21 protein-coding genes are annotated in these 24,088 nt (G+C 73.5%); 14 read left to right on the top strand and 7 right to left on the bottom strand.

The features are described from left to right. Positions 1-24: 24 nt before the first annotated feature. Both JT723_RS03525 and JT723_RS03520 read right to left on the bottom strand, forming a co-directional pair. Entirely contained in the window at positions 25-552 is a 528-nt protein-coding gene (locus tag JT723_RS03525; RefSeq protein WP_205042890.1) for a cupin domain-containing protein, read from the bottom strand. Further along, the gene (locus JT723_RS03520) at positions 549-2,126 is read right to left on the bottom strand and encodes a class I adenylate-forming enzyme family protein (RefSeq protein WP_240165033.1); all 1,578 of its coding nucleotides are present in this window, start codon (positions 2,124-2,126) and stop codon (positions 549-551) included. Before JT723_RS03520 ends, JT723_RS03525 begins: the two co-directional genes overlap by 4 nt. Before the next feature lie 393 nt (positions 2,127-2,519). Here JT723_RS03520 and JT723_RS03515 point away from each other — a divergent pair, with 393 nt between their 5' ends. After that, a complete protein-coding gene (locus tag JT723_RS03515; RefSeq protein WP_251513025.1) occupies positions 2,520-4,439 on the top strand; it encodes an ATP-binding protein in 1,920 nt (639 codons plus the stop codon). Here JT723_RS03515 and JT723_RS03510 read toward each other — a convergent pair. The 5 genes from JT723_RS03510 to JT723_RS03490 all read right to left on the bottom strand — a co-directional run bounded on the left by JT723_RS03510 (position 4,432) and on the right by JT723_RS03490 (position 9,720). After that, the gene (locus JT723_RS03510; RefSeq protein ID WP_205043227.1) at positions 4,432-5,415 is read right to left on the bottom strand and encodes an NAD-dependent epimerase/dehydratase family protein; all 984 of its coding nucleotides are present in this window, start codon (positions 5,413-5,415) and stop codon (positions 4,432-4,434) included. The genes JT723_RS03515 and JT723_RS03510 overlap by 8 nt on opposite strands. Positions 5,416-5,488: 73 nt before the next feature. After that, positions 5,489-6,445, bottom strand: coding sequence for an ATP-binding cassette domain-containing protein (locus JT723_RS03505; protein WP_205042887.1), 957 nt, complete (start codon positions 6,443-6,445; stop codon positions 5,489-5,491). 100 nt (positions 6,446-6,545) lie between these two features. Further along, a complete protein-coding gene (locus tag JT723_RS03500; protein ID WP_205042886.1) occupies positions 6,546-7,310 on the bottom strand; it encodes an ABC transporter permease in 765 nt (254 codons plus the stop codon). Then, positions 7,307-8,521 carry a glycosyltransferase gene (locus tag JT723_RS03495; protein WP_205042885.1) on the bottom strand — a complete coding sequence of 405 codons (1,215 nt, stop codon included), beginning with the start codon at positions 8,519-8,521 and terminating at the stop codon, positions 7,307-7,309. Before JT723_RS03495 ends, JT723_RS03500 begins: the two co-directional genes overlap by 4 nt. Beyond that, the gene (locus JT723_RS03490) at positions 8,521-9,720 is read right to left on the bottom strand and encodes a methyltransferase domain-containing protein (RefSeq protein ID WP_205042884.1); all 1,200 of its coding nucleotides are present in this window, start codon (positions 9,718-9,720) and stop codon (positions 8,521-8,523) included. The genes JT723_RS03495 and JT723_RS03490 overlap by 1 nt, the downstream gene beginning before the upstream one ends. Positions 9,721-10,252: 532 nt before the next feature. On the opposite strand from JT723_RS03490, the gene JT723_RS03485 reads away from it, so the two are divergent. From JT723_RS03485 to JT723_RS03425, 13 genes are all read left to right on the top strand, one after another. Next, the gene (locus JT723_RS03485) at positions 10,253-11,665 is read left to right on the top strand and encodes a class I adenylate-forming enzyme family protein (RefSeq protein ID WP_205042883.1); all 1,413 of its coding nucleotides are present in this window, start codon (positions 10,253-10,255) and stop codon (positions 11,663-11,665) included. A gap of 52 nt (positions 11,666-11,717) precedes the next feature. After that, positions 11,718-12,002: an acyl carrier protein gene (locus tag JT723_RS03480; protein ID WP_240165032.1), complete on the top strand. Its 285-nt coding sequence runs from the start codon at positions 11,718-11,720 to the stop codon at positions 12,000-12,002. After that, positions 11,999-12,265, top strand: coding sequence for an acyl carrier protein (locus tag JT723_RS03475; protein WP_205042882.1), 267 nt, complete (start codon positions 11,999-12,001; stop codon positions 12,263-12,265). The genes JT723_RS03480 and JT723_RS03475 overlap by 4 nt, the downstream gene beginning before the upstream one ends. 42 nt (positions 12,266-12,307) lie before the next feature. Then, on the top strand, positions 12,308-13,477 hold the full coding sequence (locus tag JT723_RS03470) for a beta-ketoacyl synthase N-terminal-like domain-containing protein (protein ID WP_240165031.1): 1,170 nt from the start codon (positions 12,308-12,310) through the stop codon (positions 13,475-13,477). Between the two features lie 211 nt (positions 13,478-13,688). After that, complete coding sequence (locus JT723_RS03465; protein WP_205042881.1) at positions 13,689-14,390, top strand: hypothetical protein; 702 nt, start codon at positions 13,689-13,691, stop codon at positions 14,388-14,390. 2 nt (positions 14,391-14,392) lie between these two features. Beyond that, on the top strand, positions 14,393-15,649 hold the full coding sequence (locus JT723_RS03460) for a beta-ketoacyl-[acyl-carrier-protein] synthase family protein (protein WP_251513019.1): 1,257 nt from the start codon (positions 14,393-14,395) through the stop codon (positions 15,647-15,649). Between the two features lie 24 nt (positions 15,650-15,673). After that, complete coding sequence (hppD, locus tag JT723_RS03455; RefSeq protein ID WP_205042880.1) at positions 15,674-16,780, top strand: 4-hydroxyphenylpyruvate dioxygenase; 1,107 nt, start codon at positions 15,674-15,676, stop codon at positions 16,778-16,780. Beyond that, positions 16,777-17,718: a phytanoyl-CoA dioxygenase family protein gene (locus JT723_RS03450; RefSeq protein WP_205042879.1), complete on the top strand. Its 942-nt coding sequence runs from the start codon at positions 16,777-16,779 to the stop codon at positions 17,716-17,718. Before hppD ends, JT723_RS03450 begins: the two co-directional genes overlap by 4 nt. Next, positions 17,715-18,695 (top strand): thiamine pyrophosphate-dependent dehydrogenase E1 component subunit alpha, encoded by a 981-nt coding sequence (locus JT723_RS03445; RefSeq protein ID WP_251513017.1) that lies wholly within the window; start codon positions 17,715-17,717, stop codon positions 18,693-18,695. Before JT723_RS03450 ends, JT723_RS03445 begins: the two co-directional genes overlap by 4 nt. 22 nt (positions 18,696-18,717) lie before the next feature. Then, positions 18,718-19,689 (top strand): alpha-ketoacid dehydrogenase subunit beta, encoded by a 972-nt coding sequence (locus JT723_RS03440; RefSeq protein WP_205042877.1) that lies wholly within the window; start codon positions 18,718-18,720, stop codon positions 19,687-19,689. 61 nt (positions 19,690-19,750) lie between these two features. Continuing rightward, on the top strand, positions 19,751-21,376 hold the full coding sequence (locus tag JT723_RS03435; protein ID WP_205042876.1) for a class I adenylate-forming enzyme family protein: 1,626 nt from the start codon (positions 19,751-19,753) through the stop codon (positions 21,374-21,376). A gap of 1 nt (position 21,377) precedes the next feature. Next, the gene (locus tag JT723_RS03430) at positions 21,378-23,147 is read left to right on the top strand and encodes a condensation domain-containing protein (protein ID WP_205042875.1); all 1,770 of its coding nucleotides are present in this window, start codon (positions 21,378-21,380) and stop codon (positions 23,145-23,147) included. Continuing rightward, entirely contained in the window at positions 23,144-24,073 is a 930-nt protein-coding gene (locus tag JT723_RS03425; protein WP_205042874.1) for a 3-oxoacyl-[acyl-carrier-protein] synthase III C-terminal domain-containing protein, read from the top strand. The genes JT723_RS03430 and JT723_RS03425 overlap by 4 nt, the downstream gene beginning before the upstream one ends. The last annotated feature ends 15 nt before the right edge of the window (positions 24,074-24,088 follow it).

Raw genomic sequence — 24,088 nt, 5'->3', positions numbered from 1 at the left:
ACTCCGTTCACTGGTGGTCGCGGCTCACTTGGCGGTCGGCGGCTCGAAGCGCAGCGGGGTGATCTGGTGGACGTCGTAGCGGTCGCGCAGCTTCTGCACCGCACCGGAGTCCACCGTGGTGCCCGCGGAGAAGATCTCGCAGATCTCCTCGAAGTAGCGCTCGTGGTCCGGCGGCGGCGAGGCCTGGAAGAGCATGCGGACCGGGGTGTCGGTGGCGTTGGTGAAGGCGTGCGGGGTGTGCGTCGGCACGAACATGCAGCTGCCGGGACCGGCCCGCAGGATCTGCTCCCCGTCGGGGGACTTCCAGTCCCGCCAGTCGTCCTCCGTGCGCTCCACCGGCTCGAACGCGAAGACGTCCAGCTCGCCTTCGAGGACGTAGAAGAACTCCGTGGAGTGCTCGTGGACATGGGCGCCGACGTTGAAGCCGGGCGGCACGACCACCTCGAAGGTGGAGGCGAAACCGCCGTCGGCGCCGGTGACCTTGAACGTGACGTCCTGTGCCTTGGTCAGCAGCCTTTTGCCCTGGCCGGGCGGGACGATGAGGCCCTTCATGCGACGTGCCCTCCTGTGGCTCGGCTCTGCAGCAGCTGCGACAGCTCGATCCTGCGGACCTTCATGGTCGCGGTCCTGGGAAGCTCGGACTGCGGGAGCTGCACCGGGTCCGCCAGCTGCGGGAAGTCCGCGGCGGCGGTGCGCCAGCGCTCCATGTCCAGCGGGCGGTCGCCGTCGGTGCAGATCACCGGGATCGGCTCGGCGTTCGGGCCGATGACCACGACCAGCTCGGTCAGCTCGTCGAGCCGGCTGATCATCAGGTCCTCGATCTCCAGGGTGCTGCTGGTCTCCGGCACCATGTCCACCTCGCGGTCGAGCATGTGCAGGCAGCCGCGCCTGGTGCGGTAGCCGACGTCGCCGGTACGCCACCAGCCGTCGTGCTTGTTGGCCTCGTAGCGCTCGGGCTCACCGAAGTAGCTGTGTGCGATGCCGTCCCAGCGGACCTCGATGGAACCGGGGTTGGCCTTCGAGGGACGCTTGCCGTTCCGGCTGACCACCCGGATCTGCGCGCATCCTGGCATCGGGTAGCCGACGCAGCGGCCGTCGGTGCGGTGCACCGACTTGCTGAAGTAGGGCCGCCCGACGGCGGGGCCGACCTCGCTCTGCCCGTAGATCTGGAAAAACAGCGGCACCCGTCGCTTGGACGCCGAGATCAGCCGGGTGATGGTCCTGGGGTGGATCGCGTCGAAGGTGCTGCTGAAGTACTTCACCGACGCGAAGGGCTTGCGCGGGTCGTCGGCCAGCGGCTCCCAGTCCATGAACGCGTTCGGCAGCGCCTCGATGAAGGTCGGCTTGTGCGCGGCCAGCATCCCCGCCACGTCGTCCGGCTTGGGGTTGTTCATCAGCAGCACCGGCATCGCCTTCATCAGCACCAGCGACATCGCCGCGTACATCCGCGAGTGCACGAAGGGCAGGTTGATCGCGACGGTGTCGCGCCGCCACATCAGCGACAGCAGCCACCACTGCGGGCGCAGCCGTACGCCCATGGTCCGCGGGGTGTGCACCACGAGCTTGGGCACACCGGTGGTGCCGGAGGTGTGGGTGATCATCGCCGGCTCGTCCAGGCCGCGGAAGACCGGCTCGACCCGCGGGGAGCCCGCCAGGTCGGTGAGCGCCACCGCTCCGGGCCACTCGCCGTGCGAGACGATCACCGTCTTGGCCAGTTCCATGACCGGCACGTCGGCCAGCACGTGCAGCTTGGGCAGGTCGGTCAGCAGGTGCGGCCGGTGCAGCCGGCCGAGCAGGATGCCCACCGTGGCGCCGTCCAGCGCCGGCTGGAGCATCACCGGGACCGCGCCGACCCGGGCGGCGGCCGAAGCCAGCATCCACACGTCGAAGTTGGGGGACTTGTAGATGGCGATGGTGTCGCCGGAGCGGACGCCGGCGGCGGCCAGGCGGCCCGCGAGGTCGTCCACGTGCTCGGCGAGCCGGCCCACCGTCAGACGCCGACCCGCGTCGGGGAGCACATGGAGGTCGTGGTCGAGGCTGAGCTGGGTCGCGCTGTTCTTGGCCGCGGCCATTTCCGGCATGCTGCCGAGCTGAAGACCGTGCTTGGATATCGCACGGTCGACCATGAAGCCCATCATCGTTGGACCAGCTCCCTTTCCAGGAAATGCGATGGAATTCGGGTCGTCGCCGGCTCGGCGGCGCGAGAGGACACGCTCAACGAGCACCGAGGCGTCCCAGCATCGGCCACCTGGCTTGCGTCGCACTGTCGACGGGGTTGGCGCCGGCTTGGCGGTGGGCTGGCGGGCAAACCGAAGAATCAGCCCGAATTCGGGCGAGAGCGCGACATTTTTCGGGCCTTGACAGGGAGTCACCCGATGGCCACGCTCGTATCCGGTCATCAATCGGGAGCTGTTCCTGGCTGTGTCTGTGTGATTCACGGGGGTGCGGCCATGATCATGGCCGGGCAAGACAGCAGTGCTGGTGGCGGTCCTTTTGTGGAATTCCGGGCGCTCGGGCCCGTGGAGGCCGTCGTCGGCGGCCGGATGGTCGATCTGGGTACTCCCAAACAGCGGGCGTTACTGGCCCTGCTGGTGAGCCGCGTCGGCCGGCCCGTCACCGTCGACGTGATGCTGGAGGAGCTGTGGGAGGGGCGCCCGCCGCCCTCCGCCCGCACCTCGCTGCACGCCTACGTCGCCAACCTGCGCCGGGTGCTGGAGCCGGCCAGGGAGCGCAGGACGCCCGCGACGGTGCTGCGCACCCACGGCCAGGGCTACCTGCTGGACAGCCGGGCCGTGCGTGTCGACGTCCACCGCTTCTGCGAGCGGGCCACCGCCGGGTGGCACGCGTGGGGCCGCGGCGACCGGCGGCTGGCCCTCGGCGAGTTCGAGGCGGGTCTTGCGATGTGGCGGGGCCAGGCCTACGCGGAGGTCGCCACCGCCACCCATGTGGTGCCCGAGGTCGAACGCCTGGAGGAGCTGCGTCTGTCGCTGGTCGAGGGCCGCTGCGCCGCCCTGCTGGCCGCCGGCGCCCACGAGATGGCGGTCGCGGAACTCGAAGCCTTCACGCAGGCGCACCCGTTGCGCGAGTACGGCTGCGAACTGCTGAGCCTGGCCCTCTACCGGGCCGGGCGGCAGGCCGACGCGCTCGCGGTGCTGCGCACCAACCAGCAGCGCCTCGCACGGGAGTTGGGCATCGACCCCAGGCCCGCGCTCCAGCACCTGGAGAGCGAGATCCTCAACCAGGCGCCCGCGCTCGACTGGCAGCCGCCCGCCCCGCCGGTCATCCGCGACCTGCCCACCGTGCCGGCCCCCCGCACCGCCGGTTCCGCGCCGGACGCCGACGTCTTCGTCGGCCGGGAGGCGGCGCTGCGCCGGCTCGCCGAGGCGCTGCCGGCCGCCGCGGCCGGGCACGGGCAGGTGGTGACGGTCTCCGGCGAGCCGGGGATCGGAAAGACCGCGCTGTTACGCCGCTTCGCCGCGTCCGCCGGCGTCCCCGTCCTGTGGGGCGCGAGCCCCGAGCATGTGGCCGCGCCGCCGCTGTGGCCCTGGCAGCAGGTGCTGCGCACGCTCGCCGCGTGCTGCCCGCAGTGGCCGGTGCCCGACCCGGTGGCCGAACTCCTCGACAGCGAGGTGCTGCGGGCCGGGGAAGGCGCCGACGCCGACACCGCGACGCTGCGGCGCTTCGACGCGATCGTGGACTACCTGACGGGCGCCTCGCAGGGCACCCCGCTGGTCGTGGTGCTCGACCACCTGCACCGGGCCGACACCGGCTCGCTGCGGCTGCTGGCCCACCTGGCCGACGCGCTGCCCGCCGGGCGGCTGCTGGTCGCCGTCGGCCACCGCTCGGGCGAGCCGGCGCTGACCGAGACCGTGGCGGCGCTGGCCCGCGCGGAGACCACCGGGATCGTGCTGGGCGGCCTCGACGTACAGGAGACGCAGCGGCTCGCGGGCGCCATGCTGCACCGGGAGGTCGGCGCGCACACCGCGCAGGCGCTGTGGGACCGCACCGAGGGCCACCCGTTCTACCTGCGGGAGATGGTCAAGCAGCTGACCGGTGAGCAGCGCATCGAGCAGCCGCACACCGTGCCGGTGCCCGTGCCCGTACGCGAGGTGGTGCTGCGCCGGGTGGCCCAACTGCCGCCGTCCGCCGCCGGGGTGCTGTCGGTGGCCGCGGTCGCGGGGCGGCACTTCGACATCGACGTCGTCGCCGAGGCCGCGCCGGTCGGCATCGACGCGGCACTCGAAGCGCTGGACGCGGCCGTGGCGGCGGGGCTGGTCGCCGAGGACCAGCAGCGCCTGGGCTGGTTCCGCTTCACCCACGCGCTGACCGCCGAGGTGCTCTACGGGTCCACCGGGCGGCTGCGCAGGGCGCACCTGCAGCGCAGGATCGGCCAGGCGGCCGCCCGCAGCAGGGCGGGGGAGACCTCGGAGTTCAGCTGAGCCCGGAGACAGGGGACCTCGGAGGTAGGCCGAGCCGGGAGAACCAGTCGACCGTCATCGCCAGGCCCTTGTCGAAGTCGACCACCGGCTGCCAGCCCAACTCGGCCCGGGCCAGGGTGATGTCGGGTCTGCGCAGGCCCGGGTCGTCGACCGGCCTTGCCACGAAGGCGATCGGTGAGGCCGACCGGCACAGGTCGCGGACCCGGCGGGCCAGCTCCAGGATCGTCAGCTCCACCGGGTTGCCCAGGTTGACAGGTCCCGGGTGCACCGCGGCCGCCGCGGCGAGGATGCCGCCGACGGTGTCGTCCACGTAGCACAGGGACCTGGTCTGCGAGCCGTCGCCCGCGACGGTCAGCGGCTCGCCCGCGAGCGCCTGCGTGACGAAGGTCGGCACCGCCCTGCCGTCCTCGGGCCGCATCCGTGGGCCGTAGGTGTTGAACAGCCGCACGATGACGGTGTCCACGCGCCTGGCGCCGCGGTAGGCGGTGGTCAGCGCCTCTGCGTAGCGCTTGGCCTCGTCGTACTGGCTGCGCGGGCCGACCGGGTTGACGTTGCCCCAGTAGTCCTCGGTCTGCGGGTGGACCAGCGGGTCGCCGTACACCTCGGAGGTGGAGGCCAGCAGGAAGCGGGCACCTTTGCGGTGGGCCAGGTCCAGGGCGTTGGCGGTGCCGTGCGCACCGGCCCGCAGCGTCTCCAGCGGGTGCCGGGCGTAGTCGTGCGGCGAGGCGGGCGAGGCCAGGTGCAGCACCAGGTCGACGGGACCTGCCACGTCGAAGGGGTCGCACACGTCCCGCACCTCCAGCGAGAACCCCGGATCGGCCGCGCGCGCCCGCAGGTTGTCGGTGCTGCCGGTGATGAGGTTGTCGATGCAGACCACCTCGGTCCCCTCGGCGCGCAGCCGGTCGCACAGGTGCGAGCCGACGAAGCCGGCGCCGCCCGTGACGACCGCGCGGCGCACCGGCCGGCCCTCGCCCATGTCCCGCTCCTCGTCCGTCGTGTCGTCCTGCCTGCTGTCCGTCCCGCCGGGCTCCGCTGTGCCGCGCGCCATGTCAGGACTCCCGCAGCGAGCGGCCGGTCCTGGTCAGGAACACGTCGTCCAGCGTGGGCCGGTGCAGCTCGATGGTCGTCAGCTCCACGCCCACGTCGGCCAGCGCCCGCATGATGCGCGGCATCGCCGTCTCGCCCGCGTCCACCGCAAGCCGCAGGCCGCCCTCGTCGCGCAGCTCGGCGGACCGTACGCAGTCCTGCTGGGCCAGCACCTCGGCCGCCTTCGCCGCGTGCTCTGCGACCTCCACCGTGACGACCTCGCCGGCGATCTCCCGCTTCAGCTCGGCGGGGGTGCCCTCGGCGACGATGCCGCCGCCGTCGATGATGGCGATCCGGTCGCACAGCGCGTCGGCCTCGTCCAGGTAGTGCGTCGTCAGGAAGACGGTCATGCCCTCGGCCCGCAGCCGGCGGATCTCGTCCCACATGTGCGCGCGGCTCTGCGGGTCCAGGCCCGAGGTCGGCTCGTCCAGGAACAGCACCTTCGGCCGGTGCACCACCCCCAGCGCGATGTCCACCCGCCGCCGCTGGCCGCCGGAGTACGTACGGCAGTGCCGGTCGGCGTACGCGGTCAGGTCGAAGGCGTCGAGCGCGGCCGTGGCCCGCTCCTGCGCCTCGGCCCTGCCCACCCCGTACATCCTGGCCTGCATGACCAGTTCCTCGCGGGCCGTCACGTCGTCCCAGGTGCCGCCGCCCTGGGCGACGTAGCCGATGCTGCGGCGGACCGCCGCCTGGGCGGTGCGCAGGTCCGAGCCGGCCACGACCGCCTCGCCGCCGTCGGGCGGCAGCAGCGTGGCCAGCATCCGCAGGGTCGTGGTCTTGCCCGCGCCGTTCGGGCCGAGGAAGCCGAATATCTCGCCCTCGGCCACCGCCAGGTCCAGGCCCGCGACCGCCTCCACGGTCGTGGCCTTGCGGCGGCGCCCGGTGCGGAAGGACTTCCGCAGTCCCCTGGTCTCGATCATGGAGGCGTCCTAACGTCTGTGTGGGGTACGGGGTGGGGCGCACCGGTCGGGTACGGTCCGGCGGTATGGCGCACCGGTCGCGTACGCCGGTCCCGTAGGTTCAGCGCACCGAGCGGGCGAACAGCCGGGCCGACCACGCCAGCGCCAGCAGTGCGACACCGGCCAGCAGCGCCAGGCTCTGCCAGACCGAGGCGTCGCCCGCGTGCCCGGCGAACAGCGCGCGCATGCCGACGACCGCCCGGCTGAAGGGGTTCCAGTCCGAGACCCGGCGCAGCCACAGCGGGGCGAGCGCCAGCGGCAGCAGCGTCCCGGACAGCAGCATCAGCGGCTGGGCGATGTTGTTGACGACCTGGCCGAGCGTGTTGGGGTTGCTGACCTTGAGCGCGATCCCGTAGCTGACCGCCGAACTGGTCAGGGTGATCAGCGCCAGCAGCGCGTACGCCAGCAGCAGGTCGGTCACGTGCACGAACAGGCCGAGCGGCATGGCCAGCAGGACGATGACCGCCGCCTGCACCACGAGCACGACCACGTCGCGCAGCGCCCGCCCGAGCAGCAGCGCCACCCGGCTGACCGGGGTCACCCTGGCCCGTTCGATCACCCCCGAGGCCAGCTCGGCCAGCAGCCCGAAGCCGACGTAGAGGCCGCCGCCGAGCGCGAGCGCGACCAGCATGCCGGGCACGTAGATGCGGTAGGCGTCGGTCATCGAGTCGGCGCCCATCGACGCCAGCGCGGGTTTCAGCAGCGGCGCGAACAGCGCCATGTAGACCACCGGCTGGGCCACGCCCAGCAGGATCGACAGCGGCGACCTGGTCAGCAGCAGCATGTGCCGCTGGAAGACCAGCCAGGTGTCACGGGGTGTCTTCATGCCGGGTGCGCTCCATCCGTCGGGCGTCGGTCGGGCAGTGGCCCGGGGACGTGGTCGGTGCTCTGGTCGAGCAGCTTCTCCAGGTGCCGGGCCGCGGCTGCCGCGCCGCCCGCCGCGGCGAAGGAGTCGCGTACGCGGTGGGCGGCGGCCCGGTAGGCGGGGTCGTTTAGGACGGCCAGCAGGTCCGCGCGCAGCTGCTCCGGCCGTACGCTTGCGAACCTGACCCGGCGGCCCGCGCCGACCGCGGCGACCCGGGCCGCGTTGATCGGCTGGTCGCCCTTGATCGGGGCGACGACCAGCGGCACCCCGTGGGCGAGCGCCTCGCACACGGTGTTCAGGCCGCCGTGGCTGACGACCGCGTCCAGCCGGGGCATCAGGTCGAGCACCGGCACCCGGGAGCGCACCAGGACGTCGTCCCGCGGCGGGTCCTGGACCGTGCCGTCCGGTGCCACCACGACCGCCTGCACCTCGCGGCCCAGCGGTCGCAGCGCCTCGACCACCCGGGCGTGGAAGTCCTGCGCCAGGTCCATCGACAGCGTGCCGACGGTGACCAGGACATGGCGTCGCGCCGGGTCCCACCAGTCCCAGGGGAAGTCGGTGTCCGGCGGGCGCCGCGCCAGTGCCGGGCCGACCAGCACCGCGTTGTCCGGCCAGTCCAGCGGGCCGTTGAGCGCGCTGCCGGTGAAGGCGACCAGCAGGTGCGGCGAGAAGCGCAGGTCGTGCGGCGGCCCGCCCGGCATGCCCGCCGCGGTCCAGGCCGCCGCCATCCGGCCCTGTATCCACGCCTCGACCTTCGGCAGCACCCGGTAGGGCCGGGTCAGCTCCATCGTGGTCGGCGCCAGGCTCGCCCAGGGCAGCCCGGCCCGGTGCGCGGCGATGGCGCCGGCCACCGCGTGCTGGTCCACCGCGAGGACGTCGGGCCGGAAATCGGCGACGGCACGCTCGATGCCGGGCAGGGTGACCTTGGCGTGCGGGACGACATAGCCCTCCCAGCGCGACCTGGCCGCCGCCATGCCGCGGTCGGCCTGGCCGCGGTGCGCACGCAGCGGGATCGGGGCGATCGCCGCGTCCGGGCCGAGGACCGGCCGCAGGAAGGACTCCGAGCCCGCCCACAGCACCTCGTGCCCGCGCTCGGCGAGCGCCGCGGACACCGCGGCCATCGGGTTCACATGCCCGGTCAGCGGCAGCGAGACGAAGAGGTAGCGGCCCATCAGCGGCGGTCTGGGCCGGGTGCCGGATCGGCGTGGGCGCCGTCGGTGCGGTGGGCGGCCACGTAGGCGGCCACGTCGGCGACGGTCAGCTCCACGATCCGGTCGATGTCCAGGCCCGCCACATGGCCCGCGAGGTCCACGCCGTCGCCGTACGCCCGGCTCAACGCCAGGCTCCACGCGGCCAGTTCGTGGCTCTCGACCAGCAGGTCGCCGTCCACGCGGGTGGTCGGCACGACGGAGTCCAGCCAGGCGCCGTCCTCGCCGACGACGGCCCGCAGCAGGTCGGCGACCGGGCGGATCAGCGCGTCCACCGCGGGGTCGCCGTCGGCAGGGCGTATCGCGCGCAGCGCCCCGTAGGTGACGACGCCGGTGTCGAAGCCCTTCTTCATCAGCGGCCCCGCGTGGAAGAAGCCCAGCACGTCCACCCCGCGCTCGCGCGCCAGTTGACGCATTGCCGTCCTGCCCTGCTCCAGCCGCCTGATCTGCGCGAAGGACGGGTCCCAGGAGTTGGCGACGGCCGGGCTCCAGTCGACGGTGGCGATCTGCTCGAAGCCGGCCGCGGCGGCCAGTTGCTCGTGCTCTTCGAGCGAGGAGAAGTCCGGCATGACCTGGTGCTGAAGGATCTGCCGTACGAGATCCCGCTCGCCGGCGTCCAGTTCGCCCTCGCGCACCGACCAGGTGGCGACCGCCAGGGTGCCGCCGGGCCGCAGCAGCCGCATCGCCTCGGCGAAGAAGGCGGGCCGGTCGGGCAGGTGCATCAGGCTCTCCAGCGCCCACACCACGTCGAAGGACGCGTCGGGGAAGCCGGTGGACAGGGCGTCCAGCTGGTGGAAGCGGGCACGGCCGGCAACTCCTGCGGCCTGCGCCTTCTCGTTGGCCCGCGCCGCCTGCTTGGCGCTGAGCGTGACGCCCTCCACGGTGCAGCCCATCCCGCCCGCCAGGTGCAGTGCGGGGCCGCCGATGCCGCAGCCGACGTCCAGGACCTTCGAACCCGCGGGGACGCGGGCGAAGTCGACGAGTTCGCGCACCAGCCGGTCGGTGGCCGCATGGCGGTCTGCTCCGCCCGCGCCGGGAATCTCTCCCGGGTCCCAGAAACCGTGGTGGACGTGTTCGCCCCACAGGTCCTCGTACAGATCAAGAGTGATGTCGTAGTAGCGCTCCACGGCCGTGTTCAGGCCGGCGCCGGTCCCAGGTTCCACTGATGGCCAATCCTCGAATGCTGGCAGGAATGCGGAATACGAAGGCAGCACAAATAGAGCCGTCGGCTCGGACCGGTTCGATCCGTGAATTGGTCTCTACCGCATGGGCGTGCACGGTCATGCGGAGGGTAAATGTTGCACCCTTCGGGTGCGAGGGGAGAGCGCGCGCAGGAGGGCACGAAGAGCAGGCCGTGAGGGTGGCCGCAAGGAAAAAGGACCGCCTAGCCGTGAGGGGCGGCTAGGGGATCACTTGTACGTGGTGCAGGTGTTCTGGGCTGGCAACTTGCTGCCGGATCACGGCAGTTGGCCAATTGGCGCCATGCTAGCGGCGGGTGTTGCCCTCGTCAATACGGGGAATTTGTGTCCTGAGTGACTGATTGATACGCCAGAGAATATTGGGAAGTTGTCCGTGCGGGCAGCGGATCCTGCCCTTCCGGCCGGGTCTTGACAGCGCCGAATTCAGAGTTGAAAGTTCGGCGTGGGAATTCCGTCGGCTCTTTTGATCGCGTCGGGAAAGAGGTTCTGGCTCTTCATGAAGGCTGCATCGACAAACCAGCAGAAGAGCGCCGCCGTGGACCCCGCGTGGGTGGACGAGGTCCTGCTCGCCGGCCCCGGCGCCGACGTGTGCCTGGTCTTCGAAGCCCCCGTCACCCGGGACGAGTTGCGCCGCCAGGTCGCCGAACGGCAGGCCGCGCTCACCGCGGTGGGCCTGCGCCCCGGCGGCTCGGCCGCGCTGTGCCTGGCGCCGTCGCTCGCCCTGGTCGCCAACCTGCTCGCCGGGTGGCGGATCGGGGCGCAGGTCGCGTTACTCGACCACCGGCTCACACCGTTCGAGACCGAACGCGCGCTGGGCCGCCTGGAGAGCCAGGTCGTGGTGTCCGCGGGACCCGTCGCCGCGGGACCCGCCCGCGGCTTCCACGCCCAGCGCGACACCGCACGCGCCCGCCCCGGCAGCCCCGCCCGCACCCCGCACGCCCTGGTGCAGCTCAGCTCCGGCTCCACCGGACCCTCGAAGATCATCGGGCGCACCGTGGACGACCTGATCGCCGAGATCGGCAGGTACGCGGTGATGGAGGGCGTGCCGCAGGCCGGCGAGCGCATCGTCTCGATGGCGTCCGTCGTCCACGTCCTCGGCCTCGTCGGCGGCCTGCTGCACAGCCTGCACGCCGGCGTCCAACTCGCCTTCCCCGCACGGGTCACCGGCGAAGGCATCCTCGCCACCGTCGCCGAAGGGCGGCAGCCGACCACGCTGCTCGGGGTGCCCTTCCACATCCAGCTGCTCAGCTGGGTCGCAGAACCGCCCGCCCTGCCGCAGCTCACCGGCATGACCACCGGCGGCGAGATCGTCAGGGCGCAGGTGCACGACGCCTTCACCGCCCGCTACGGCATCCGCCTCGGCAGCATGTACGGGATGACCGAGGTCGGCGTCATCGCCACCGACCTGTACGGCGAGCACCGGCCCGAGGTCACCCCCGCGCCCGGCATCACCGTGCGCGAGTCCGGCGGTGAACTCCTCGTCGCCACGGACCAGTCGCCCTACCTCGGCACCCACGACCCGACGCGCTGGTCCGACGGCTGGCTGCACACCAGGGATGGCGGCACCGTCGACCCCGGCACCGGCCGCGTCCGGGTGCTCGGCCGGCTCGACTCGCAGGTCTCGGTCGGCGGCCTCAAGGTCGACCTCACCGAGGTCGAACACACCCTGGCGGAACTGCCGCAGGTCGCCGACGCCGTCGTCGTCTACGGCACCTCGATCGAGGCGTACGCGGTGCTGCGCGACCCCGGCACGGGGGCGGCGGTGGAAGCCGGGCTCGCCGAGCGGCTGGCCGCGTACAAACGGCCCCGCCGGCTGCACTTCGTCGAGCAGCTGCCGCGAACCGCCACCGGGAAGCTCGTCCGCGACCAGGCCGTCCTGCGGGCTGCGGACCGCAGCCGCAGCTCGTGACGGCCTCCGTTGTACCGCCCCTAGCCCGTACCGACCGAAGGGAACCCGCGCGATGTCCACAGGGACTGGGATCACCGACGAGATCCGAGCGTTCGTGCTCGGCTCGCTGACCGAGATGAACTACAGCGTCGCCGGGGTGGACGACGACACCCCGCTCGGCCCGGCCGGCGTCGACCTGGAGTCGCTCTCGCTCGCCGAGCTGGGCATCCGGGTCGAGGAGCGCTTCGGCGTGATGTTCGAGGAGGACGAGGCCGAACTCCTCGGGACCATGACCGTCGGCGAGTTCGGGGCGGCGCTGGCCGCGCGGATCGCCGCGGCGCCGGCCGCGGGCCAGTGAGCGAGGCGGACGCGCCGGGGGCCGGCCCCGGGCGCGAGGAGATCGTGGCGATCCTCGCCGCGTTCGGCGACCGCCCGCCGGAGGAGGTGCCCGAGGGCATCGACTCGATGGAACTCGCCTGGCTCGTCCACCAGATCGAGGAGCGCTACGGCGACAGCGTGGACGACGCGGCCATGTCCCGTATGACGACGGTCTCCACGGCCCTCGACGTGCTGGCCGAACTGCGCTCGGGGCGGCACTCGCCGGGCGGGCCGGCTGCGTGAGGACCGCCTTCGGCGACCGGGACAGGAGAGGAGGTGAGCGGGATGGCAGCGACGGGCATGGGCGCGACGGGCGGGGTGCGGCGCGGGCCTGAGGACGTCGTCATCACGGGGGTGGGCGTACTCAGCGCCTTCGGTGACGGGGTCGGGCCGGTGCTGGACGCGGCACTCGCCGGGCGGCCCGGCTTCGCGCCCGTGCGGCGCTTCGACGTCGCCGGGCGGCGCACCGTCCACGCCGCCGCGCACCCCGGAAACCCGGTGCTGGGCGAGGAGTTGGTGCGGATCATCGGGCACGCCTGCGACGAGGCGGGCCTGAACGGGGCGCAACGCGCCGAGAGCGCACTGTACTTGGCGGTGCACGGCGACCCCGAGCTGCCCCGGGTACCCAAGCACGAGCGGGCCGCCCACGGCGCCGACACCTTCGCCCGCGGCATCGCCCGCCGCGCCGGGCTGTCCGGCGCCGCCCGCGCCTACACCTCGGCCTGCGTCGCGTCGAGCACCGCGGTCGCCGACGCGGGTGCGCTGGTCGCGCGGGAGCGGGCGGAGCGGGTCGTGGTCGCGGCGGGATATCTGGTCGAGGCCGACCAGTTCGCCGTCTTCGACGCGGGGCGGGCGCTGGCGCGCGACGGCCGGGTACGGCCCTTCAGTGCCGGGCGGGAAGGGCTGCTGCTGGGCGACGCCGTGGTGGCGGTGGTGGTCGAGTCGGTCGCCGCGGCCAGCCGGCGGGGAGCCAAGGTGCTCTCCCGGCTGGCGGGTTGGGGGCGGGCCGGCGACGCCCACCATGTGTGCAGGCCGCGCCCTGACGGTGCGGGCCTGGCCCGCGCGATGGCCGACGCACTGGCCCGCGCGGACCTCGCGCCCGGGCAGGTCGGCTACGTCAACGCGCACGGTTCCGGCTCCCCCGCGGGTGACGCGGCCGAATCCGCGGCGATCCGGCGGGTCTTCGGCGAGGACGCGGCGACCCTCGGGGTCAGCTCCACGAAGTCCGTCCACGGCCAGGCCCTGGAGGCCGGTGCCCTCCTCGAACTGGCGGTCACCATGGCGGCCTTACGAGCCGGCCGCCTCCCGGTCAACGCCGGCTACCTGGCCCCCGACCCCGCCTGCCCCCTCCCGCTGATCCTGACCCACCCCACCCCCTCGTCGTCCCCCCACGCCCTGAGCCTGACCACCGCCTTCGGCGGCGCGAACACGGCCCTCCTGGTGACCACCCCATGACCCCCCGCGCCCGCACCGGTGTGCGGCTCCCGTCGTCCGGCCCGTTTCTCGTCGGCCGTCGCCGACCCCGTCCCCCTGGTGGCCCCGCCATGACGCCGACCTGCGGCCCGTCCTGCCCTCGGCCCGGGTGCCCCGCACCGGTGTGCGGCTCCCGTCGCCCGGCCCGTTTCTCGTCCGCTGTCGCCGACCCCGTATCCCTGGTGGCCCTGCCATGACCAGCACCCCGCAGGCGGCAGTCGACCGCCTCACCACCCGCGCAGAAGCCGCAGGCCTACGCGTCGTCGCCGCGGCCGCCTGGCCCGAATCCCCCGCCGACACCGACCCCCCACCCATCCCGGGCTTCGTGATCTCCACCTTCAGCCCCCTGGCAGCGGCCACCGCGACCCGCTGCTTGACCCGAGCCACACCGCCTGCGGCGGGCGCGGAAGTCAACGAGCGCGCGGCTCGCGCGACCCCCGCGCCCGCAACGCCACCTGCCGCCTCCGCCGGCAGCGTGCCTGCGGCCGTCGTTCCCGTGCGCCGGGGGTCGGTCAGTGACGGTGTGGCGGCGTCGGCGGCCGGCAGCCTGCCGGGTCTCGCACCCCGTCTCGCCGCGGCGCGGACCGCGGTCGTCGTGGTCAGTGCGTTCGGCGATGTCGTCGGCGCGATGCATGTCGCGGATGTGGTGGATCGCGGGGGGCGGCCGGGGCCGTTGATGTTCTTTCAGGCGGTGCCGAATGCCGTGGCCGGGCATGTGGCCGTGCGGTGGGGGCTGGAGGGGGCCGTGGTGTGTGTCGGGGATGTGGGGGCCGGGGTCGAGGTCGCCGGGGGGCTGATCGAGGACGGGGATGCGGACGAGGTGCTGGTGGTGTGGGTGGAGCAGCTGCCCGACCGGGCGGAGGCCGTGCTGGTGGCAGCAGGGGGAGGGGAGTGAGCGTGAAGGACGTGGTCGTCAGCGGGATGGGGATGGTCACCCCGGTGGGGTGCAGTGCCGGCGAGGTCTGGGGGGCGATGTGTGAGGGGCGGTCCGGGATCGGGCGGCCGGAGGCCGGGAGCCTGCTGGACGGGAGCGTGGAGGTCGCCGCGTTCGGGCCGGCGATCGAACCGGAGTCCGTGCTGTCGGGGCCCGAGGCGCGGGTCGTGGACCGGTACATCGTGATGGCCCTGCGGGCCGCGGCGGACGCGCTGGCCGACGCGGGCATCGAGGTGGGGCGGGACGTGGACCCGTACCGGATCGGGGTGATCCTGTCCGGGACCGGCGGGCTGGCCACCCTGGAGGCGCAGGTCGTCACCAGGACGCAGCGCGGCCGGCTGGGCGTCAGCCCGTATCTGCTGCCGGGCATGCTGCCGAACATGGGCGCGGCCCGTGTCGCGATACGGCACGGCATCCGCGGCTACAGCTCCTCGATCGCCACCGCGTGCGCGGCGGGCGCGCAGTCCGTCGGCGAGGGCCTGCGGCTGCTGCGGGCCGGCGAGGCGGACGTCGTGGTGGCCGGGTGCAGCGAGGCGCCGCTCTTCCCGACGCTGGCCGACACCTTCGGCAACGCCCGTGCCCTGGCCCGCGGTTGGGCCGACGACCCGACCGGCGCGAGCCGGCCCTTCGACCGCCGCCGCAACGGCCTGGTGCTGGGCGAGGGCGCCGGCGTCCTGGTCCTGGAGCGTGCCGAGCACGCGGACGCCCGCGGCGCGGCGGGCTACGCGAGCGTCCTGGGCTGGGGCGCCACCAACGACGCCCACCACCCCACCACCCCGCACCCCGAGGGCGAGGGCGCCGCGGCCTGCATGCGCCTGGCCCTGGCGGACGCGGGCCTGGAACCGGCCGACATCGGCTACGTCAACGCGCACGGCACCAGCACCAAGATCGGCGACCGGGCGGAGGCCCTGGCGATCCGCCGGGTCTTCGGCCCGGACACCCCGCCGGTGAGCGGCACCAAGGCGGTCACCGGGCACATGCTCGGCGCCTCCGGCGTGGTCGAGTCGGCGGTCGCGGTGCTGGCGCTGCGCCGCGGGCTGCTGCCGCCGACGTACAACCTGGACGACCCGGACCCGGCCTGCGACCTGGACCACATCCGCAAGAGCCCGCGCCCGGCCCCCCACATCGGCCAGGTGATGTCGAACTCGTTCGGCTTCGGCGGCCACAACGTCAGCCTCGTGTACGGCCTGCCGGGCACCCGGCTGTCCCGCGCGGTGTGACGACACCGATCAGAAGGAGCGGAAATGGACTACCTCGGCATCGATCATGTCGAGTTCTACGTGGGTGACGCGCGCCAGGCGGCGTTCGTCCTGTGCTCCGCCTTCGGCTTCCGCCTGTGCGGGCAGGGCGGTCCCGAGACCGGCCTGCAGGGCCGGCGCAGCCTGCTGCTGGGCCAGGGCGACTGCCGGGTGCTGCTGACCTCGGGCCTGCTGCCCGACCACCCGGCCGTCGAGTACGTCTCCCGGCACGGCGACGGCGTCGCGGTCGTCGCCTTCGGCACCGACGACGCCAAGTCCGCCTTCGCCGAGGCCGTTTCGGGCGGCGCGACCGCGATCGAGGCGCCGCGGACGTACGAGGGCAAGGACGCGACCGTCACGACCGCCACCGTCTCCGGCTTCGGCGACGTGGTGCACCGGCTGGTCGAACGGCACGGCACCGAGGGGGACTTCCTGCCCGGCGGCATCGAGATGCTCGACGGGCCGCCCGCGGACGCGTCGCCGGCCGGGGAGCCGGACCTGCTGCGGACCATCGACCACGCGGCCGTCTGCCTGGAGTCCGGCACCCTGGAGGCCACCACCCGCTTCTACCGCGAGGCCTTCGGCTTCGACGTGATCTTCGAGGAGTACATCGAGGTCGGCGGGCAGGGCATGTTCTCGCAGGTGGTGCAGAGCCCCGGCGGCGGTGTCACGCTCACCCTGATCCAGCCGGACCTGAGCCGGTCGCCAGGCCAGATCGACGACTTCCTGGCCTGGCACGCCGGCCCCGGTGTCCAGCACCTGGCGCTGAGCAGCCACGACATCGTCGCCGCCGTGGACGCGCTCGGCGAGCGCGGTGTCGGCTTCGCGCCGACCCCCGACAGCTACTACGGCCCGCTCGGCGACCGGCTCGGGGCCGTCGACCTGCCAGTGGAGCGGCTGCGCCCGCGCGGCATCCTCGTGGACCGCGACCACTGGGGGCAGATGTACCAGATCTTCGCCAAGTCGCTGCATGTGCGGCGGACCTTCTTCTGGGAGCTGATCGAGCGGCACGGCGCCCGCACCTTCGGCACCAGCAACATCCCCGCCCTGTACGAGGCCAAGGAGCGCGAGCTGGCCGCCGTACGCGAGACCACGCAGGCAGGCCTGTCATGACCGACACGACCACCGTGTCCGCCGAATCCCCCACCTCCTATTCCCTGACCGACGCGGACGCCGCCCTGCTGCCGGACGACGACGACGTCGCCTTCTACGCCGAGCACGGCTGGTTCCTGACCGAGAAGCTGCTGACCGACGCCGAGGTGGACGAACTGGCCGCGGCGAGCGAGCGCTACTACCGCGGGGAGCGCAGCCGTACGCTGCCGGTCCGCCCGCCGCGGCTCGCTGCCTGGCAGCCCTCGGACGGACCCGTGCAGCGGCACAACGACTACGTGCACGTCGAGAGCGACCCGATCGCCCGCATCCTGCGCAAACCGCTGATCGGCGCGGTCGCCGCCCGGCTCGCGGGGGCCGCGGAGATCCGGGTCTTCCAGTCGACGCTGATCCTCAAGCCCGCCGTCGAGGGCGAGCCCAGCAACATCGTGCCCTGGCACTTCGACAAGCACTACTGGGCCACGTCCACGTCCGAGCGGATGCTGACCGCCTTCATCCCCTTCCACGACTGCGACGAGGAGATGGGCACCCTCACCGTCGTCGACGGCAGCCACCGGTGGAAGGAGACCGGCCGCGAGGACTCGATGACCCGGCACTTCGCCGACCGCGACAAGGACGACCTGGAGCGGGTGCTCGCCGAGAACGCCGCCTACAACAACGCCGAGATCCGCAAGGTGCCGCTGGTCATCCCCAAGGGCCACATGAGCTTCCACCACTGCCTGACCTACCACGGCAGCGGCCCCAACCGCAGCGGCCGGCCGCGCCGCGCGGTCTCCTTCCACCTGCAGGACGGCGGCAACGAATACCGCGCCTTCGCGCTCAGCGACGGCACCCAGGCCGCGTACAACCACGACGTGCTGGTCCGCCGGCTGCCCGACGGCCGGCCCGACTACGCCGACCCCGCCTACTGCCCGGTGCTGTGGCGCGCGGACCGGCCGTGACCGCCGGGCAGGCCCCGGGCGCCGCGGGGCTCTACCGGACCGTCGCCCTGATCAGGGGCTTCGAGCAGCGCGCCGTCCAGCTGGTGCGGGACGGGGTGATCCGCGGCGGCATCCACCCCTGTACAGGTCAGGAGGCGGTCGCCGCCGGCACGTGTGCCGCGCTGCGTCCCGACGACGTCATCACCAGCACCCACCGCGGGCACGGCCACGTCCTGGCCAAGGGCGCGGAACCCGCCCGCATGATGGCCGAGTTGGCGGGCCGTACCACCGGGCTCAACCAGGGCAGGGGCGGCTCCATGCACGCCGCCGACTTCGCCGCGGGAGTGCTGGGCGCCGACGCGATCGTCGGCGCCGCGGTGCCGATCGCGGCGGGCGCGGCCTGGGCGATGCGGCAGGCCGGCTCCGACCGGGTGGCGCTGGCCTACTTCGGCGACGGCGCGGTCAGCCAGGGCGTGGTGCTGGAGAGCTTCAACCTGGCCGCGCTGTGGCGGGTCCCGGTGGTGCTGGTCTGCGAGAACAACGGCTTCGCCACCTCCATGCGCCCCGCTGACACCATGGCCGGCACGGTCCTCGCCCGCGCCGCCGCCTTCGGCATCCCCGCGGCCACCGTCGACGGCATGGACCCGCAGGCGGTGCTGGACGCGACCGCGCAGGCCGTCGAGCGGGCCAGGTGGGGCGGCGGACCCACGCTGCTGGAGTGCGTCACCTACCGTTTCGACGCCCACCACACCTGGGAGCACACCGCACGCCCCCGCTACCGCACCGCCGAGGAGGTGGCCGCGGGCACCGCCCGCGACCCGCTGGAGATCCAGGGCGCCCGCATCCCCGCGGCCACCAGGGAAGCCGTCGACGCCGAGGTCGCCGCGCTGCTCGACGAGGCGGTGCGCTTCGCGCTGGACAGCCCGCACCCCGACCCGGCCACCGCCCTCGACCACCTCTACGCCAGCGGCCTGCGGGCCAGGGCGGGGGCGCTGTGACGCGGCAGCAGGGAGGTTCGTGATGCCGAAGCTGTCCTACCTCAAGGCGCTCAACCGCGCGATCGGCGACGAGATGGAACGCGACCCCGCCGTGTGCGTGCTCGGCGAGGACATCGGGGTGGCCGTCACCTACGCCACCGCGGGCCTGCTGCGCCGCTTCGGCCCCGACCGGGTGCTGGACACGCCCATCTCCGAGCAGGCGTTCACCAGTTTCGCGACCGGCGCCGCGATGGCCGGTATGCGGCCGCTGATCGAGTTCCAGATCCCGGCGCTGCTCTTCCTGGTCTTCGAGCAGATCGCCAACCAGGCGCACAAGTTCTCGCTGATGACCGGCGGCCAGACCCGCATACCGGTCACCTACCTGCTGCCCGGCTCCGGTTCGCGGGACAGCTGGGCGGGCCAGCACTCCGACCACCCCTACAGCCTGTTCGCGCACGTCGGGGTCAAGACGGCGGTGCCGGCGACGGCGGCGGACGCGTACGGGCTGCTGGTGACCGCGATCAGGGACGACGACCCGGTCGTGGTCTTCGCGCCCTCCGGCGCGCTGGGCCTGCGCGAGGACGTCGACCTCGGCGGGCTCGCCCCCGTACCGCTCGGCTCGTCCCGCATCCACCGGGCGGGCAGCGACGTCACCGTGGTCGCGGTCGGGCACCTCGTGCAGGACGCGCTCGCCGTCGCCGAGGAGCTGGCCGGCTCGGTGTCGGTCGAGGTCTTCGACCCGCGCTCGCTGTACCCCTTCGACTGGGCGGGCCTTGCCGCGTCGCTCGACCGTACGGGCCGGCTGGTCGTGGTGGACGACTCCAACCGGTCCTGCGGCATCGGTGCGGAGATCGTCGCGACCGCCGCGGAGGAGATGCGGCTCGTCGCACCGCCGCGCCGGGTGACCCGCCCGGACGGTGCGGTGCTGCCCTTCGCCCGCGACCTCGACCTGGCCTGCCAGCCGACCAGGTCCCAACTGCGGGCGGCGGTCGAGAAGTCGGTCGGTGCGGGGTGACGCGGGCGCGGAGTGAGGCGGCCGGCCGAGATGACGTGTGGCGAAACCGAGGAGGAGAGCTGTGACCGGCACCAACATCCGGGCGAGGCTCGCCGCCGACCCGGGGGTCGGCGCGGGCAACGTCCTGCCCAAGCTGTTCGAGCACGGCGCCGACCCCGACGGTCCCGGCGCCGCCTTCGACACCCCCGTCGACGGCCACCCGGCCTGGCAGCAGCTGACGTTGGCGCAGCTGCGCGAACGCGTCGCCGCCCGGGCCGCCTGGTGGCGGGCCAACGGCATCGGCCCGCGCGACCCCGTCGCCATCCATGTGTCCACTGCCGCGGACTGCCTGCTCACCTTCCAGGCGCTGGCCTGGCTCGGCGCGATCCCCGCGCTGATGAACCCGCACCTGCCCGGGGACATCGCCGCCGAGTACGTCCGCAGGCTGCGCGCGGTCGCCATTGTCACCGACCCCGAGCACCGCGACCGGCTCGCCGGGCACTCCCTCGGCGTCGCGCTGCACGCCGACGCGGCCGAGACCGGCACCGGCGACCCGGCGCAGGCGCCGCCGCCCTACCGCCACCACGCCGACGACCCGATCGCCATCACCCACTCCTCGGGCACCACCCGGATGCCGGCCGCGGTCGTGCACTCCAGCGCCAGCCTCTTCGCCGCCACCCGGCTCTTCCGGCTGTCGGCACCGCGCGCCCGGGGTGCCGAGCGGATACTGAGCACACTGCCCGCCGCGCACGCCGCCGGCATCTCCGCGCTCAACATGGCGCTGTGCCTGCGCAGCGACCTGCTGCTGCTGTCCACGCAGAACGACGGCCCGGCGGTGCTGCGCGCCATCGAGCGCTGGAAGCCCAGCGGTGTCCTCGGATTCGCCGCCACCTGGACGCAGTTGGCCCGCCACGACCTGGCCGCGTACGACCTGGACTCGGTGTCGCTGTGGTTCAACACCGGTGACTGCGCGCACGAACCGCACATCCGCCGCCTGGTCGCCGTCGGCTCCCGCGAGACCGTCACCCGCGACGGTGTGCGCCGCACCCCCGGCTCCAGCTTCGTCGACGGCCTGGGCTCCACCGAGATGGGCCACTCCGCCTTCCACATCACCCACACCTCCACGACCGAGCGTTACGGGCGCTGCGTCGGCGTCCCGCACGGCTTCGCCGACGTGGCGCTGCTCGACACCGCCACCGGCGAGCAGGTGGGTGTCGGCCAGGTCGGCCAACTGGGCCTGAAAGCCCCCACCTTGGCCCCCGGCTACTGGAACGACTCGGCGGCCACCTACCGCAACCGGCTCGACGGCTACTACCTCACGGGAGACCTGATGTACCGCGACGAGGAGGGCTACTACTTCCACGTCGACCGGGCGGTCGACGCCGTCGACCTCGGCGGCGAATGGCTCTACACGGCCATGTCGGAGGAACGCATCCTCGCCGCCTGCCCCGACGTCCACGACTGCACGGTCGTCTCGGTGGACGTCGGCGGCCGGGTCGTCACCGACGTGCTGCTCGCCCTGCACACCGGCGCCGACGCGACCGCCGACCGTACGCCCGCGGTCCGCGCCGCCCTCACAGACGCCGCCGCGGCGACCCTGCGCAAGGTCGTGGTCATCGCCGAGTCCGACCTGATCACCGGCCCCACCGGCAAGGTCCGCAAGTTCCTGATGCGGCAGCGGCACCGCGCCGAGACGGCGGGGGTGTGACATGGCAGCCGAGACCGGGCCGCGGCCCACGGAGCGGGTCGCCGTCGACTTCGCAGGCGAGGGCGAGGGCAGCGACGAGCTGTCGTGGGGCATGTGGGAGATCTGGAACGCGATGCGCCGGCAGCGCAGCGCCCTGCCCATCGGCGGCCGGGCACCCCTCGAACCCGGCACGACCGTGGCCGACCTGGCGGCAGAACTGAGCTACCTGATGGGCCGCTTCCCCTCGATGCGCACCCGGCTGGTCATGCACCCCGACGGCAGGACGACCCAACAGCTCTTCGCCACCGGCCGCATCGACCTCGACGTCTACGACGCAGAGCCGGACGCCGACCCCGAGGAGGTCGCCGCCGCGGTCGAACAGCACTACCGGGACACCGAGTTCGACTACGCCGGCCGGTGGCCGGTCCGCATGGGTGCGGTACGCCACCGCGGCACGCCCACCCATCTGGTCACCGTCATGCACCACCTGGTCACCGACGCACTCGGCGGTGCGCTCATGCTCCGCGAGGTCAAGGCGCGCGAGACCGCGCCCGTCACCGGCCTGCAGCAGCTGGAGCAGGCCAGGTGGCAGAACTCGCCCGCCGGGCAGCGGCAGAACGAACGGTCGCTGCGCCACTGGGAGTCTGTGCTGCGCACCGTCCCCGCCCGGCAACTGCCCGGCCCCACCGACCCGCGCACCCCGCGCCACTGGGCCGGCTTCTTCCGCTCACCCGCGCTCGACGCGGCCCTGCCGGGCGTCGCCGCACGCACCGGCGCGGAGATCCCCACCGTGCTGCTCGGCCTGTACGCGTACGCCCTCCACCAGGCCACCGGCATCAGCCCCGTCGTCTTCCGGCCGATCGTCAACAACCGCTTCCGCTCCGCGCTTTCCGACGTGGTGTGCATGGTCGCGCAGGCCGGCGTCTGCGTGCTCGACCTGGAGGGCGCCACGCTGGAGCAGGCGGTCGAGAAGGCCGGGCGCAGCAGCATGTCCGCCTACAAGCACGCGTACTTCCACCCGAACCGGCTGGTCGAGCTGGTCGAACGGGTCTCGCGCGAGCGCGGCGAGGACGTCAGCATCGGCAGCTTCTTCAACGACCGCACCGCCCGCCGCCCCGATCCCTCCGCCCCACTCCCGACCGCCCAGGACCTGCACGAGCTCCGGGCGCAGACCTCCTTCACCTGGACCCTGAAGGAGGACACCCAGACCGAGCGCTTCTTCGTCAACGCGGACGACGCCCCCGACGGCACGGTCTTCGAGATCCGCATCGACACGCATTTCGTCTCGCCCGCGGAGGCGGAGGATTTCGCCGCGGCGATGGAGGCGGCGGCGGTGGCCGCCGCCGGGGCCGAGGCGTCCGGCCGGGACGTCGCGGCTTCCGCCGCGGGGGGAGTTGAGCCCGAGGATGCGGCTCACGGTGCCGTGGGTGCGGAGGGGTGCGGCCGGGACGTTGCGGCTTCCGCCGCCGCGGGGGCTGAGCCCGAGGCTGCCGCTGCCGCTGCCGCTGCCGCTGCCGCTGCCGCTGCCGCGGGCTCGGGCGCGTCCGGCCGGGACGTTGCGGCTTCCGCCGCGGGGGACCAGCCCGGTGGGCCGACCGGCGGCGCGGTGGCTGGCGCCTCGGCCGACCTCGGCGGGGCCGACGGCCGTGCGGCGGATGGCGGCGGGGCGGACGGCGGCTCGGCGGATGGAGGCGGGGCGGACGGCCGTGCGGGGGCTCGCCGCGAGGCGGCGGCTGCCGCGCTGGGTGCGCGCACCGCGTCCGGTGCGGTCTCCGGCGGGGGCCACGGATGACCGCCGTGGTGGGGGTCGGGGTGTGGGTGCCGGAAGGGCGGGTGGGGATCGAGGAGGTGGGCGGGGAGCTGGGGCTGAGCGGGATGCAGGTCAAGATCTTCCGGCGCTACCACCGGCTCGGCGAGATCGCCCGCGACCCGCACGGCGGGCTCGCCGAGTTGCTGCGCGGTGCGCTCGACGGGCTCGACGCCCTGCGCGGCCAGGAGCACCGCGTGCGGTACGTGCTGCACGCCCGTACCTTCCCCACCGTCGTGCCCTACCCGCACGACCCCGTGCGCGAGGTGTGCGACGCCTACGGCCTCGGCCACGCGGCCGTCTTCGCGGTCGGCCACCACGCCTGCGCCTCCGGCCTGCTGGCCCTGGACGCGGCGGGCCGGCTGCTCGCCGCAGAGGGCGACCACGACGGCCTCGCCCTGGTGCTCACCGGCGAGAAGACCTTCACCGCCGAGGCCCGGCTCGTCCCCGGCACCTCCTTCTTCGGCGAGGGCGCCGCCGCCTGCCTCGTCGCCGCCACGGGCGAGCGTGACCGGCTGCTCGCCTACGCATCCGACCTGCGCGGCGACATCGACTCGGGCGACGAGGAAGCCGCCCTGGCATTCCAGCGGGTGTACGCGGACACGCTCGCCGCGACGATCACCGCCGCGGTGGCCCGCGCGGGCCTGGCGATGGACGACGTCGGCGTCGTCCTGCCGCACAACGTCAACCGCGTCGCCTGGCACCAGGTGTGCCGCACCCTGGGCTACCCGCGCGAGCGGGTCGTGCTCGACAACGTGGCCGCCACCGGCCACCTCTTCTGCGCCGACAGTTTCGTCAACTACCGCACCGCACAAGCCCGCGGGCTGCTCCGGCAGGGCGAGCCGTACGTGATGGCCGCCGCCGGCGCGGGCAGCGGCGCCGCCTTCTCGGCGATGGCCTTCGTCCACTGACCCCACCACTCCCAC

The sequence above is a fragment of the Actinacidiphila bryophytorum genome (assembly GCF_016916835.1).
In the GTDB taxonomy this organism is placed as follows: Bacteria; Actinomycetota; Actinomycetes; order Streptomycetales; family Streptomycetaceae; genus Actinacidiphila; species Actinacidiphila bryophytorum.
The sequence above is the reverse complement of the archived record's forward strand: the minus strand, read 5'-3'. Positions and strand labels throughout refer to the sequence as shown.